Origin of the sequence: Rhizobium sp. H4, assembly GCF_003013335.1 — a bacterium.
GTDB lineage: Bacteria > Pseudomonadota > Alphaproteobacteria > Rhizobiales > Rhizobiaceae > Rhizobium > Rhizobium sophoriradicis.
The window spans coordinates 113,995-127,493 of the sequence record NZ_PSOW01000017.1 but is presented as its reverse complement, the minus strand read 5'-3'; the positions used below and the strand labels follow the sequence as shown (position 1 = coordinate 127,493).

Genomic DNA, 13,499 nt, shown 5'->3' with positions numbered 1-13,499 from the left:
CCGTGGCAGCCACGGCGCGCCCTCTCTCCAGCCTGATGGCGCGCCCTCTCTCCAGCCTCATCCTGAGGTGCGTAGCCCATAGGGCGAAGCCTCGAAGGACGGGGCTGGCCACTGGTGCCACCCGCCCTCGTCCTTCGAGGCCCCTGGGGGCACATCAGGATGAGGGCTGATCGTTGTGCGGGCGGCCCTCTCCTCCTTCATTCCTGTGACATCCCTCGGGCAAAGCCCTGAGGACACGGGAATGGAGGAGGTTAGTTGGGTGATATGCAGGAGCGTCGAGTTTGCGGTGCTGGAAGTGGGTTGAGTTTGCCGCACCCTATCCCGGCCCTTCGCTTGGGCTCAGGGCGTTCGCAACTGCAATCGATTCACTGGATCGATTGCTGGCGCTTTGCGCCACCGTTGCTCACCCACCCGCAAGCCCCAGCAGTTCGGCGTCCAGCGCCTTCAAATAATCGCCGGCGATTGCGGCGCTGAAGCCGAGGTCGTGTTGGCCGTAGCGGGAGGCGACGCGGATGTCGACGAAGGTGGTTTCGGCCTCTTCGCGCAGGCGGATGAGGATATCGAAGCGCAGGCCGAGGATCAGCGTGCGGTTGGTCGCCTGCAGCATCACGCCGTTGGCGCCGCGGATCAGCTTGGCGACGTCGTCGTCATAGGGGCGCGGCGTCGGCACGGGGATGATGCCGGGCGCATCGGCGACGGCCTCGTCGCCGGCTGCCGGTTGTGCCGGTCTGTCTTCCGGGTCGCGGTCCGGCTCTGTCGTGCCGGTGCTCCTGACGATGGTAAAGCCGCTCTGCTTGGCGACCTTGCGCACCGCCTCCAGCACCCGGTCGAGCGCGCCCTCATAACGCCGGCCGGTGAGCTCGGGATAGGCGGCGAGCTGCTTTTCGCGGTCCTCCGGTGTCACGAGGTTGCGCTTCAGCCAGATCTGATCGGCCTTCGGGGTCGAGAGCCAGTCCGGGGCCGAGATCGGATCGGTGGAGACGTCGTAGATCGCGGGCAGCGTCATGTAACGCTCGGCGGCAAAGGCGCCGATGCCGAGCGGAAAGGCGGTATAGATCAGCGCGGCGAGCGCGGCCAGCCCGCCTTCGGCCCCCGTCATCCAGAGGCTGCGCAGGCCGACGGCGGCCAGCAGCGCGGCGAGCAGCGCGAAGCCGGCGGCGGTGAACAGCAGCAGCACGAGATAGGGGGTGGCAAGCCCGCCGAAGCGATGGGCGATCAGCACCGCCAGCGCCAGAACCAGGGAAAACGCCCCGAGCAGCCGCGAAACGCGGGCGGCGCTGGAAACGGGACGGTCGTAACGGATGGCCATCAAACTTACCGGTTGCTCGTCAGCGCCGCGCCCTCAACCACGCAAATCGCCATATCCCTGTTTAGAGCATGATGCCGAAAAGTGTGAAGCGGTTTTCGGACGACATCATGCTCTATTTCTTTGATTAAGAGCCTTTCCTGGTTAGATTGAAGCATTCTGCCGGAGCAGGTTTTCGTCAGGGCAGAGGCGATTGGCGATGGGCATACCCCTTGGTACGTCCGAGCCGATCGCCTCTGATCCTGGCGGAAACATGCCCGGCCTTTCAGGTTGGCTGAAACGGGCCGGCTGATCGACCGGCCGGCTTGGCCGTAGAACTGGGCTACGACGCGCGCCGGCCGGTCGACCATCCGACTCCGTTTGAGCCAACAGAATGCTTCAATCTAACCAGGAAAGGCTCTAGATCCGGATTCAGATTTTCGGCCAGCCCGGCCTAAAATGATCCGGATCTGGGCAAGATTCGGCTGAATTGAAACTGTTGTCTCGGAATATCCGATGGAATTCTCCTGACATGGTCGAGCCGATGGCCGGCCCGATTGATCAGCCCTTGCTGATATGTCGAAAACAGGTCATTCTGCCGCGGTTTCATCTCCTGATTTAAAGGCAAGGAGAGGCGGGATGATTTCACCCGAGATAGCAGCAAGGCCGCAGGCGTCTGCGCTTGGCGGGATCGACCACAGCGAACCGATGCTGCCGATGGAGCTCGTCGAGCTCGAACTTTCGCTCGAAGGTTATGCCGACGGCGATGCCGGTTTCTGCGAGGCGGTGCGCCAGGCGGCAGGCCGGGCGGGCGGCGAGCTTCTGTTCGACCTGCCGGCCGCAGGCCTTGTCGCCGATTGCCGGCGCATCGCGGTGCTGCGCATTCCCGATGGCGAAAGCGAGATGCGCGTCGTGCTGGCGCTGCTCGATTATGCCGGCACCGAAATCCGCATGCAGGCGCCCGACGCGGAGACCGCGCATCTGGTGCGCTTCGCCGATGCCTTCGTCGAAGTGCTGGAGCGGATCTGAAGCCTCGAAATGATGACCTACCGCCGCTCGGCCGCGGCCTCCGCCAGGCTGCGGAAGGGAAACTTGCGGCCGCATTCGCATTTCAGCATGAAGCTTTCCTGGTGGTTGGAAGCGCGCTGCACGCCAAAACCGCGCGGCAGCTGATCGACCTTGAAATCCGGATGCTTGCGCTTGGCATCGTCGATCTCCGAGGCCTCGGCAAAGCCTGTGTTGCCGCATTGCGGGCAGCTCAGTTTCTTCGAAAATCGATCGCGAATGGCCATGCTGGTTTCCATGCTTGAGAGGCTTCCTCATACAGAGGAATGCCCTTCATGCCTAGCAAGGTGGGCAGCGAAAGTGGAACCATCTATCCGGCATGCCGTTCCCTTTTTGGAAAAGGAGGCGATCATGCCGAACAGAGATCCGATCCCGACACCGACGACCGACACGCCGCGCGGCCCGACGCCGACACCCGGCATTCCCGACCCCACGCAGCAGAAGCCGCCGCTGACGCCGGCGCAGGACCCGTCCGATACGAAGAACCCGCAGGATCCGCCGCTCGATCCGGCGCTGCTGCCGATCGGCGATCCGGCCGGGGCGGCTTAGCCTCCCCTTCTCCCTCTGGCAGCGCATTTGGCGAAAACTGCCCACCACACTCTCCGTCATCCCAGGCCTTGAGCCTGGGATCCATGCCACTGCCGCTGATGGATGCGGCGTGGATGCTCGGCTCAGGGCCGAGCATGACGGAGCGAGGGGCGGACACACTCGCTCGTCCTTGTGCGGAGTCTCCCTACTTTGGCGGCTTTGACGAAAACGCCAGCCACACCCTCCGTCATCCCAGGCCTTGAGCCTGGGATCCATGCAACTGCTGCCGATGGATGCGGCATGGATGCTCGGCTCAAGGCCGAGCATGACGGAGGTTGGGGCGGATACACTCGCTCGTCCTTGTGCGGAGTCTCCCTACTTTGGCGGCTTTGACGAAAACGCCAGCCACACTCTCCGTCATCCCAGGCCTTGAGCCTGGGATCCATGCAACTGCTGCCGATGGATGCGGCGTGGATGCTCGGCTCAGGGCCGAGCATGACGGAGGGTGGGGGGTTCGCTCGTTCTTGTGCGGAGTCTCCCGACTCTGGCAGCGCAGCTGCCGAAAACGCCAACCACACTCTCCGTCATCCCAGGCCTTGAGCCTGGGATCCATGCGACTGCTGCCGATGGATGCGGCATGGATGCTCGGCTCAAGGCCGAGCATGACGGAGCGTGGGGTGGGCAGAAGAACCATTTATAAGTCGGCATCCCTGTCAGCCATCCGCCAGCGAAACCAGGGGCACGCCCCGCGCCTACAGCTTGACGCCCGCAGCCGAATGGCATTTCCTCAGGGAAAAGCAAGGAATAGCCCCGATGCGCATCGCTCCCCTCATCACGATTGCCACCCTGGCCGCCGGCCTGTCCGCCTGCCAGACGATGACGCCGGAGGAGCGGCGGGCGGCGGATGAGCGGCAGTGCCTGAGTTATGGCTTCCGCCGCGGCTCGGATGGTTTTGCCACCTGCCTGCAGCGCATCGATCTCGACCGGCGGGCTGAATCACGGGCGCAAAGTGCCGAGATGATGAACCGCATGGCCTGGGATCTGAACGGGCCCTATGTCTACCGCGATCGCTGGCGGTATCGTTACTGACCGCCGCAGCCGCCGACGGCTCTTTACCTCGCCGCTGAAATCACCGCCTGCGCCGCCGCGAGCCTCGCGATCGGCACGCGGAACGGCGAGCAGGAGACATAATCGAGGCCGATCGTCTCGCAGAAGCGGATCGAGGCCGGGTCGCCGCCATGTTCGCCGCAGATGCCGAGCTTCATGTCGTTGCGGGTGCGCCGGCCGCGTTCGGCGGCGATGCTGATCAATTCGCCGACCCCGTCGAAATCGAGCGAGATGAACGGGTCGTGCTCGATGATGCCCTTGCGCTGATAGGTGGGGATGAAGGCGGAGGCGTCATCGCGCGAGATGCCGAACGTCGTCTGCGTCAGGTCGTTGGTGCCGAAGGAGAAGAATTCGGCGGCTTCGGCGATCACGTGGGCGCGCAAGGCTGCGCGCGGCAGCTCGATCATCGTGCCGACGAGATAATCGATCTTCATGCCGGCCTCGCGCATGACGTCGCCGGCGACGGCATCGATGCGCGCCTTGACGTAATCGAGCTCCGAGCGCAGGCCGACCAGCGGCACCATGATTTCGGGCACGACCGCCGCCCCCGTCTCATGGGCGGCCGCCACCGCCGCCTCGAAAATGGCGCGCGCCTGCATCTCGACGATTTCGGGATAGGAGATCGCCAGCCGGCAGCCGCGATGGCCGAGCATCGGGTTGAACTCGTGCAGCGCATCGACGCGCTGGCGCAATGCGAGTGGCTCCATGCCCATGGCGAAGGCAACTTCGGCCACCTCGTCATCGGTCTTCGGCAGGAATTCGTGCAGCGGCGGATCGAGCAGGCGGATCGTCACCGGCAGGCCGTGCATGACGGTGAACAGGCCGGTGAAATCCGAGCGCTGCATCGGCAGGAGCTTGTCGAGCGCCAGCCGCCTGCCCTTCTCGTTTTCGGCGAGGATCATCTCGCGCATGACATGGATGCGCTCGCCCTCGAAGAACATGTGCTCGGTGCGGCAAAGGCCGATGCCCTCGGCGCCGAAGGAGCGGGCGGCGCGCGCATCGGCCGGCGTATCGGCATTGGTGCGCACAGTCATGCGGCGGGCGCGGTCGGCCCAGCCCATGATGCGGCCGAAATCGCCGGATAGTTCCGGCTGGATCATCGGCACCTCGCCCTTCAGCACCTGGCCGGCCGAGCCGTCGATGGTGATGATATCGCCCTTCTTCAGCGTCACGCCGATGCCGAGCAGCCGCTCGTTGCGTTGATCGATGCGCATGGTGCCGGCGCCGACAACGCAGGGCGTACCCATGCCGCGGGCAACGACCGCCGCATGGCTGGTCATGCCGCCGCGGGTCGTCAGGATGCCTTCGGCCGCATGCATGCCGTGAATGTCTTCCGGGCTGGTCTCGACCCGCAGCAAGATCACCTTGCGGCCCTCGGCCTCCGCCTCCACCGCCTCTTCGGCGGTGAAAACGATGGCGCCGGTCGCAGCCCCCGGCGAGGCCGGCAGGCCGGTGCCGATCACCTGGCGGGTGACACGCGGATCGATCGTCGGGTGCAGCAGCTGGTCGAGGCTGGAGGGCTCGATGCGCAGCACCGCCTCCTCCTCGGTGATCACGCCCTCATCGACCATGTCGACGGCGATCTTCATCGCCGCCCGGGTCGAACGCTTGCCGGAACGGGTCTGCAGCATCCACAACTTGCCGCGCTCGATGGTGAATTCGATATCCTGCATGTCGCGGTAATGGATCTCGAGCTCGGAACAGATGCGGCTGAGTTCGTGGAAGGCCTCCGGCATCAGCTTTTCCATCGAAGGCTTTTCCGAGCCGGAGGAAATCCGCCCCTCCTCGGTGATGCTTTGCGGCGTGCGGATGCCGGCAACGACATCCTCGCCCTGCGCATTGACGAGGAATTCGCCGTAGAGCGCCTTTTCGCCGGTCGAGGGATTGCGGGTGAAGGCGACGCCGGTCGCAGACGCATTGCCGAGATTGCCGAAGACCATCGCCTGGATGTTGACGGCCGTACCCCAGCCGTCGGGAATATTGTGGAGCTGGCGGTAGGTGACGGCGCGCGCGCTCTTCCAGCTGGAAAAGACCGCGCCGACCGCGCCCCAGAGCTGAACCTCCGGATCCTGCGGGAAGTGCTGCTCCAGCTCCTCCTCGATCAGCCGCTTGTAGAGGGAGACGATGTGCTGCCATTCGGTGGCGCTGATCTCGGTATCGAATTCATGGCCGAGCCTCGCCTTCTCGTCTTCGAGGATTTCCTCGAAGGCGTCGTTGCCGAGGCCCATGACGACATCGGCATACATCTGGATGAAGCGGCGGTAGCTGTCCCAGGCAAAACGCGCGTCGCCGGCATCGTGGCCGAGCGCCTGCACGGTCTCGTCGTTGAGGCCGAGATTGAGCACGGTGTCCATCATGCCCGGCATGGAGACGCGGGCGCCGGAGCGCACCGAAAGCAGCAGCGGCTGACTGACCGAGCCGAAATGCCGGCCGGTGATCGCCTCGATCGCCGCTATGCCGGCGCGAATTTCGGCCTTCAGCCCGTCCTCGATATGGCCGCCATTCTTGTAATAGGTCTCGCAGGCCCGGCTGACGATCGTCAGCCCCGGTGGAACCGGCAGACCGAGCGCGCACATTTCGGCGAGATTGGCGCCCTTGCCGCCCAGAATTTCGTGATCGCGCGCGCCGCCCTCAGCCTGTCCGTCGCCGAACCTATAGACCCACTTGGTCATCTTCCCCCCAACACCACGGAGGGATCAGCGTGATCCCTCAGACTGCCGACAACGCCGAGTAAAAGGCGACGTCCGTCAACAAACTTAGGGACTAGCTTAATCCCTTGGAGTTCAAATGAAAATCGACAAATGCGGCAAAATGTTGCGTTGCACAATAAATCTTGCACGCCGCCAGCGGTCGAGACGATGAGAAGGAAATGAAGAAGGCACAAAAAAAGCTTTGCGGGGCTGCAACATTGCCCCGCAAAGCCTTGTTTCCGTCCGGCCAGGAAAACCGGACGGGGGGTCCCGCAACCCGGAACGGTTCCTGGAACCGCTCCGATCCTTGTTTTCCGCAATGCCTGGAAAGCCGCCTTACGCCCCCGTCATTGCTCAAAACAGCTCCCGGATTCTTGCCCTCTACCCGGAAAGCGCATCGCAAATTTCGACATCCGCAACGCTGAGCGCCCGCCTTTTTCAGCGAAGTAATCAGGTTGCGTTGAAACAACTTCTAATGCAAGTCAGCGAAAAGAGCATCACCCAAATGGGGTACGGGGCGCAAGACAGCCGACCTTTTTTGGTGTTTATCGCCGAAAGCGCGAAAAATGCGCGCGATTTGTTGGCTCGAGGCCCTCAAGGCCGGGCTAATCCTTGTTACCGGTCGGCGGATGCGGCCCGACCAGAGATGTCCTCTTGATTTCGATAGACGGCGACGGAATTGGCCCACTCTCGGTCGTCGCAGGCCTTCGACCTGGAGTCACACCACGGGCGGCGATCTGCATCTTCCGCCGCTTGAGGGGAGACGAAGGTTGGCCGCCTCCCTTTTTATCGGGGTGGCTTCATCTCGGCCTGAGCAGGATGCCGCCGGTGCCGGCCGGCGCTGCCGGCCGTTTCGGAGCGGCGGCAACCATGTTAAGTCAATCGCGCCGTTGCATGAGGACGGCTGTTTCAGAGATCAACGAAATGGGCGTCAGAAACTATCTGATCGAAGGCGTTTCCGGCGCCGGAAAGACTGCGGTGGCCGAAGAGCTGCAGCGGCGCGGTTACCATGTCGTCCATGGCGACCGGGAGCTTGCCTATTGCGGCGATCCGACGACCGGGAAACCGGTGGACGGGCCTGCCGACGAGCGCGTGGCGGACCGCAGCGCATGGGTGCACGCGCATCACATCTGGGATGTCGGGAAGGTCAGAGCCATGATCGTCGATCGGCGCAGCCTCATCTCTTTCTTCTGCGGTGGCTCTCGCAATCTTCCCAGCTTCGTCGATTGGTTCGACGCGGTCTTCGAGCTCGATGTCGATCTCGACACGCTGAAGCGCCGACTTGCCGCAAGGCCCGAAGACGAGTTCGGCGGACGACCGGCCGAACGGGCGCTGATCATGCGATTGCATGCGACGAAAGAGGATGTCCCGAAGCATGCGCTGCGCATCGACGCCACGGCGCCGCTTGCCGTCGTTGTCGACGAGATCCTGTCGAAATGCGGCGAGGCAGAAGGCTGACGCTCGGCGCCGGTAGCGTGCATCGCTTGCGCCCTATGCGAAGCTGCGGCGAGGACTATCTCGAATATCGATGTCGGAATCCCGTCCGGCCGGACGTCTTCAGGACAGACAGCGATGGAGGAAGCGATGACGATTACCATTACCGCCTTTGAACGTTCGCCCGATCGCGGCCGCGGCCTGGCGCGCGACATGCGGATTCGCTGGGCGCTCGAGGAGGTGGGGCAACCTTACGAGGTTCGTCTCGTCTCCTTCAAGGCGATGAAGGAGCCGGCGCATCTGGCGCTCCAGCCTTTCGGGCAGATCCCGACCTATGAGGAAGGCGATCTCACCTTGTTCGAATCCGGCGCGATCGTCCTGCATATCGCCGAGCGTCACGGCGGCCTGCTGCCGGACGAAACCAATGCCCGGGCGCGGGCGATTTCATGGATGTTTGCCGCGCTCAACACCGTCGAGCCGCCGGTCTTCGATCACAGCCTCGCCAGAATCCTCGAACGTGACCAGCCCTGGTACGAGCAGCGCCTGCGCGCGCTCGAGGAGAGCATCCGCAAGCGGCTGCACAGCCTTTCCGCCCGCCTCGGCGATGCCGACTGGCTCGATGGCGCCTTCAGCGCCGGCGACCTCTTGATGGTCACGGTGCTGCTGCGGCTGAAATCATCCAACATCCTGGATGAATACCCGAACCTCGCCGGCTATGTCGCACGCGCCGAAGGGCGCCCGGCCTACCAACGCGCCTTCGCCGCGCAGCTCGCCGTCTTCCAGGCGGCATCGAGTGGATGATCGGGGATCATGCCGGGTCGGTGAACAGTCCCACGGTAGCCGAGTGGCTTGGTTGTGGATCCCAGGGTCAAGCCCTGGGATGACTGAGAGTGTGGTTGGCTTTGCCGCCAGACGCACCGGCGATGCAGCTTGCGGCTCCGCGCTCGGTTGATCGCGCCCGGCGCGGCTCGTGTCTCCTGGCACCACCTCTGCTCCGTCCACTCGGATATTCTCTCCTCGGTCGAGCGGAGCACCACCTCCGCCGTCAATCTGGTACCTCTCTCCTCCGCCACCCAGGCACCACCTCTCCGCCGTCATCCGGGCACCACCTCTCCTCCGTCATCCCAGGGCTTGACCCTGGGATCCATGCGGCTGGCACTAGGTGGACCGCGAAGGCGCCCCACTGCAGAGCAATTAGAAGTCCGCGTGCTTGGTTGTGGATCCCAGGGTCAAGCCCTGGGATGACGGAGAGTGTGGTTGGCGTTCTCGCCAGACGCACTGGCGATGATGTTTGCCTCGCCGCGCTCGCGGCTCGCTTCATTGCGTCCGGCGCATTGTGGTCCCGGTACCACCTCTGCTCCGTCCACCGATACTTCTCCACCGCAAGCCAAGCACTACCTTCTCCACGGCCAACCCAGCACCACCCTTGCACCGTCAGCCCGGCACTACTTCTCCTCAGCCAATCCGGGCACTACCTCTCCGCCGCCATCCGGGCACCACCTCTCCTCCGTCATCCCCGGGCTTGACCCTGGGATCCATGCGGCTGGCGCTGGGCGAACGGCGAAGGCGTCCCACTGCAGAGAAATGGAAGTCCGCGTGTTGGTCGTGGATCCCAGGGTCAAGCCCGGGGATGACGGAGAGTATGGTTGGCTTTGTGGCCAGACGCGCCGGCGATGCAGCTTGCTTCGCCCCCGCCTGCCGTAGCTTGATCGCGCCGGCGCGCCCTATTTGCCTCGCCACCCTCCCCGGTCAAGTCGGTACCATTTCTTTTCCGTCGCCCCGGCAACACCTCTCCTCCGCCATCCAGGCACCACCTCTCCTCCGTCATCCCAGGCCTTGAGCCTGGGATCCACAGCCGCCACGCAAACCTCAGGCGATCTCGCGCAGGCGTTCGGCGGTTTGCAGGTCGACGGAAACGAGGGTGGAGACGCCCTGTTCGGCCATGGTGACGCCGAAGAGGCGGTTCATGCGGGCCATGGTGATCGGGTTGTGGGTGATGATGACGAAGCGGGTTTCGGTGGAGGCCGCCATTTCGTCCATCAGGTTGCAGTAGCGCTCGACATTGTGGTCGTCGAGCGGCGCGTCCACCTCGTCGAGCACGCAGATCGGCGCCGGATTGGTGAGGAAGACGGCGAAGATCAGCGCCATTGCCGTCAGCGCCTGCTCGCCGCCGGAGAGCAGCGTCATGGTCTGCGGCTTCTTGCCGGGCGGCCGGGCCAGGATTTCGAGGCCGGCTTCGAGCGGGTCGTCGGATTCGATCAGCTGCAGCTCGGCAGTGCCGCCGCCGAAGAGATGGGTGAAGAGCCGCTGGAACTGGCCGTTGACGACGTCGAAGGCGGCGATCAGCCTCTCGCGGCCCTCTCGGTTCAAGCTCTGGATGGCGCCGCGCAGCTTGCGGATCGCATCGATGACGTCGTCGCGCTCCTTGATCAGCGCTTCTAGCTTTTCGCTCAGTTCCTTCTGTTCCTCGTCGGCGCGCAGGTTGACGGCGCCGAGCCGCTCGCGCTCCATCTTCAGCCGCTCCAGATCGCGCTCGACCTCGCGCGGATCGGGCAGCGCCTGCATCGGCTGGACGCCTGTGAGCCGCAGCGCCTCGTGCGGCGGCACGTTCAACACCTCGCGGATGCGGCTTTCGCTTTCCTGCCGCTTCTCGCGGGCCGAGACCAGCCGCTCCTCGGCGCGGCCGCGGCGTTCGCGGCATTCGGCAAGTTCGGAGAGCGCCGTTGCCGCCTTGTGGTCGGCCTCGCGCTGGATGCGTTCGGCCTCGGCCAGGAGATCACCGGCATTGCGGCGCGCCTCCTCGGCCTTCTGCAATTCGGAGAGCAGAGCCCGGCGCTTGTCGTCGAATTCATCCGGCGCCATTTCCAGCTCGGCCGCCTCTTCGCGTGCCTCTTCCTCGCGCTCGCGCAGCGTGGCGACATGATCTTCGCCGCTTGCCGCCCGCTGGCGCCAGGTCTCGCGCTCCTGGCCGATCGCGACGATGCGGCGCTGGCGCGCCTCGTTTTCCCTCGCCAGGCTTTCATGGCGGGCGCGGGCTTCGGCGAGCGCGCCGCGATCGGTCGCCACCTCCGCCTGCTGGAAACGCAGCCGCTCGTCGATCTCGCTCAGATCGGGCGCATCCTCCAGCTCGATGCGGGCATTTTCCTCCTGGACGCCGATCTCCTCCAGCTGCGCGCCGAGCTGGCTGGCAGCCTCGCTGACGACGTCGCGGCGGCGGATCAGATCGCCGGAGGCACGCTCGGCCACGGCCAGCGCATCGCGCGCCTCGGCCAGATGACGCGCCGACAGCCGGCTCATATCGCGGGCCTCAGTGAGCTTGCGTTCTTCCACCCGGATCGCCTCGGCGGCCGCCGCCTGCCGTTCCTCGGCCTCAGTGAGCATGTCGCGGGCGATCGCCGCTTCGCCCTCGAGCTCGGCCAGCCGGTTTTTCTGGGCAAGGCGCAGGGCGGCAGCGCTCGGGGCATCGGCGCCGGCGACATGGCCGTCCCAGCGATAGACAGCGCCTTCTCTCGTCACCAGCCGCTGGCCGGGTTTCAGCGCCGCCATCAGCGCTTGCGCTTCGGCCTCGTCGACCAGGCCGATCTGGCGCAGGCGGCGGGTGAGCGCGGCGGGGGCGCGGACATGGGTCAGCAGCGGTGTGGCGCCTGCGGGAAGCACGGGATCGCCGGCGCCATCGCCATTCTCCGACCAATGGGCCGGCGCCTCGGCATCGAGCGGCGATTCCAGATCGTCACCGAGCGCAGCTCCCAGCGCGGTTTCGAAGCCGCGATCGACCTTCAGCTCGTCGGCGACGGGCGGAAACTTGCCGGCGGCCGCACCGGCGGCGAGCATGCGGGAAATAGTGCGGGCCTCGGTTTCGATAGCATTGAGGCCAGAACGAGCCTGCTCGACCGGTGCACGAGACAGCGCTTCGGTCTGGCGGGCGGCGGCCAGCGCCTGCTCGATGCCCTGGACGGCGGCTTCGGCATCGGCAAGCGCGATTTCGCCGGCCTCGACGATGGCGCGCTTCTCCTCGGGATCGGGCAGGCCGGCGATCTTCTCGCCGATAGCCGCAAGTTCCTGGTTCGCCTCGTTCATCTGCCGTTCGAGACGCATGCGCCGGTCGGCGAGATCGCGGATGGCGCGCTCCAGCTGGTTGCGGCCGGCAGCAGCCTCGGCGCGCTCGGCGGTCAGCTGGGTGAAGACGCGTTCGCTGTCGGCAAGTTTTGCCGCCGCGCCCTCGAAGGCCTCGCGGGTTTCTTCGGCATAACGGCCGGAATCGGCGAGGATTTCCGCTATTTCAGCCTCTTCGGCGTCGAGCTTGGCGAGGATGACGGCATTGTCGGCCACCAGCCGTTCCTCGCGGCGGATGTCTTCCGCCAGCTGGGCGAGACGGCGGGTCAGCTCGTCGCGGCGGCGCAAGATGCGGCCGGCATCTTCCTCCAGCTGGCTGCGGGCGATCTGCAGGCGCTGCAGCGCGGCGGCGGCGCGGGCCTCGCCCTCGCGCAGTTCCGGCAGCTTCAGGCTGGCGATACCCTGGTGTTTGGCCGCCTCCATCTGGGCTTGCGCCTTTTCGGCGACGATGACGGTCGCCTGGTTGAGCGCGCTGTCGGCCTCGGCCTCGGCCTCCTTGGCCTGCACCCAGCGGATATGCAGCAGCATCGCCTCGCGGGCCCGGATTTCGGCCGACAGCGTCTTAAAGCGGTTCGCCTGGCGGGCCTGGCGCTTCAGGCTCTCGATCTGGCTTTCGAGCTGCGAGGTGACGTCATCGAGACGCTCGAGATTGGTTTCGGCGGCGCGCAGGCGCAGTTCTGCTTCGTGGCGGCGCGAATGCAGGCCCGATATGCCGGCCGCCTCTTCGAGCAGCTGGCGGCGGGCCTGCGGCTTCGCCTGGATCAGCTCGCCGATGCGGCCCTGGCCGACCATCGAAGGCGACCGCGCCCCGGTGGAAGCGTCGGCAAACAGCAGCTGCACGTCCTTAGCGCGGCTTTCCTTGCCGTTGATGCGATAAAGCGAGCCCTGTTCACGCTCGATGCGGCGGGTGACCTGGATCTCGTCGGCATCGTTGAAGGCGGCGGGCGCGGTGCGCTCGCCATTGTCGAGATAGAGCGCCACTTCGGCGGTGTTGCGGGCCGGGCGGTTGCCGGAACCGGAAAAGATCACGTCATCCATGCCGGAGGCGCGCATGTTCTTATAGGAATTCTCGCCCATCACCCAGCGCAGCGCTTCGACGAGATTGGACTTGCCGCAGCCGTTCGGGCCGACGACGCCGGTCAGCCCCCGCTCAATGATGAATTCCGTCGGCTCGACGAAGGATTTGAAGCCGACCAGGCGCAGCTTGTTGAACTTCATGCGGAAAAATCCACGGCAGGAAGCCCCCTCATCCGCCTGCCGGCACCGACCGGGGTTGA

9 protein-coding genes are annotated in these 13,499 nt (G+C 65.2%); 5 read left to right on the top strand and 4 right to left on the bottom strand.

Translation table 11 applies throughout. From position 1 onward, the window contains the following. Positions 1-403: 403 nt before the first annotated feature. Positions 404-1,309: a DUF1499 domain-containing protein gene (locus C4N04_RS24410; protein WP_009991511.1), complete on the bottom strand. Its 906-nt coding sequence runs from the start codon at positions 1,307-1,309 to the stop codon at positions 404-406. A gap of 615 nt (positions 1,310-1,924) precedes the next feature. Between C4N04_RS24410 and C4N04_RS24395 the strand changes: the two genes are divergently transcribed. Further along, the gene (locus tag C4N04_RS24395) at positions 1,925-2,314 is read left to right on the top strand and encodes a hypothetical protein (RefSeq protein ID WP_039618348.1); all 390 of its coding nucleotides are present in this window, start codon (positions 1,925-1,927) and stop codon (positions 2,312-2,314) included. A 17-nt stretch (positions 2,315-2,331) separates the two neighbouring features. On the opposite strand, the gene C4N04_RS24390 is transcribed toward C4N04_RS24395, so the two are convergent. Continuing rightward, on the bottom strand, positions 2,332-2,577 hold the full coding sequence (locus C4N04_RS24390) for a hypothetical protein (protein ID WP_039618346.1): 246 nt from the start codon (positions 2,575-2,577) through the stop codon (positions 2,332-2,334). A gap of 124 nt (positions 2,578-2,701) precedes the next feature. On the opposite strand from C4N04_RS24390, the gene C4N04_RS24385 reads away from it, so the two are divergent. Together C4N04_RS24385 and C4N04_RS24375 are read left to right on the top strand one after the other, a co-directional pair. Next, complete coding sequence (locus tag C4N04_RS24385) at positions 2,702-2,899, top strand: hypothetical protein (RefSeq protein ID WP_086156433.1); 198 nt, start codon at positions 2,702-2,704, stop codon at positions 2,897-2,899. 792 nt (positions 2,900-3,691) lie between these two features. Further along, the gene (locus C4N04_RS24375; RefSeq protein WP_096762569.1) at positions 3,692-3,967 is read left to right on the top strand and encodes a hypothetical protein; all 276 of its coding nucleotides are present in this window, start codon (positions 3,692-3,694) and stop codon (positions 3,965-3,967) included. Between the two features lie 23 nt (positions 3,968-3,990). On the opposite strand, the gene ppdK is transcribed toward C4N04_RS24375, so the two are convergent. Continuing rightward, entirely contained in the window at positions 3,991-6,657 is a 2,667-nt protein-coding gene (gene ppdK, locus C4N04_RS24370) for a pyruvate, phosphate dikinase (protein ID WP_096762570.1), read from the bottom strand. A 942-nt stretch (positions 6,658-7,599) separates the two neighbouring features. On the opposite strand from ppdK, the gene C4N04_RS24365 reads away from it, so the two are divergent. After that, positions 7,600-8,133 carry an AAA family ATPase gene (locus tag C4N04_RS24365; protein WP_096762571.1) on the top strand — a complete coding sequence of 178 codons (534 nt, stop codon included), beginning with the start codon at positions 7,600-7,602 and terminating at the stop codon, positions 8,131-8,133. A gap of 126 nt (positions 8,134-8,259) precedes the next feature. After that, positions 8,260-8,910: a glutathione S-transferase family protein gene (locus tag C4N04_RS24360; protein ID WP_096762572.1), complete on the top strand. Its 651-nt coding sequence runs from the start codon at positions 8,260-8,262 to the stop codon at positions 8,908-8,910. Positions 8,911-9,978: 1,068 nt separating this feature from the next. Here the strand turns inward: C4N04_RS24360 and C4N04_RS24355 are convergent. Next, on the bottom strand, positions 9,979-13,440 hold the full coding sequence (locus C4N04_RS24355; RefSeq protein ID WP_096762573.1) for a chromosome segregation SMC family protein: 3,462 nt from the start codon (positions 13,438-13,440) through the stop codon (positions 9,979-9,981). Positions 13,441-13,499 lie beyond the last annotated feature (59 nt).

Coding starts and splice junctions, on each gene's coding strand:
- C4N04_RS24410 (WP_009991511.1), bottom strand. CDS start 1,309: ATGGCCATCCGTTACGACCGTCCCGTTTCCAGCGCCGCCCGCGTTTCG.
- C4N04_RS24395 (WP_039618348.1), top strand. CDS start 1,925: ATGATTTCACCCGAGATAGCAGCAAGGCCGCAGGCGTCTGCGCTTGGC.
- C4N04_RS24390 (WP_039618346.1), bottom strand. CDS start 2,577: ATGGCCATTCGCGATCGATTTTCGAAGAAACTGAGCTGCCCGCAATGC.
- C4N04_RS24385 (WP_086156433.1), top strand. CDS start 2,702: ATGCCGAACAGAGATCCGATCCCGACACCGACGACCGACACGCCGCGC.
- C4N04_RS24375 (WP_096762569.1), top strand. CDS start 3,692: ATGCGCATCGCTCCCCTCATCACGATTGCCACCCTGGCCGCCGGCCTG.
- ppdK (WP_096762570.1), bottom strand. CDS start 6,657: ATGACCAAGTGGGTCTATAGGTTCGGCGACGGACAGGCTGAGGGCGGC.
- C4N04_RS24365 (WP_096762571.1), top strand. CDS start 7,600: ATGGGCGTCAGAAACTATCTGATCGAAGGCGTTTCCGGCGCCGGAAAG.
- C4N04_RS24360 (WP_096762572.1), top strand. CDS start 8,260: ATGACGATTACCATTACCGCCTTTGAACGTTCGCCCGATCGCGGCCGC.
- C4N04_RS24355 (WP_096762573.1), bottom strand. CDS start 13,440: ATGAAGTTCAACAAGCTGCGCCTGGTCGGCTTCAAATCCTTCGTCGAG.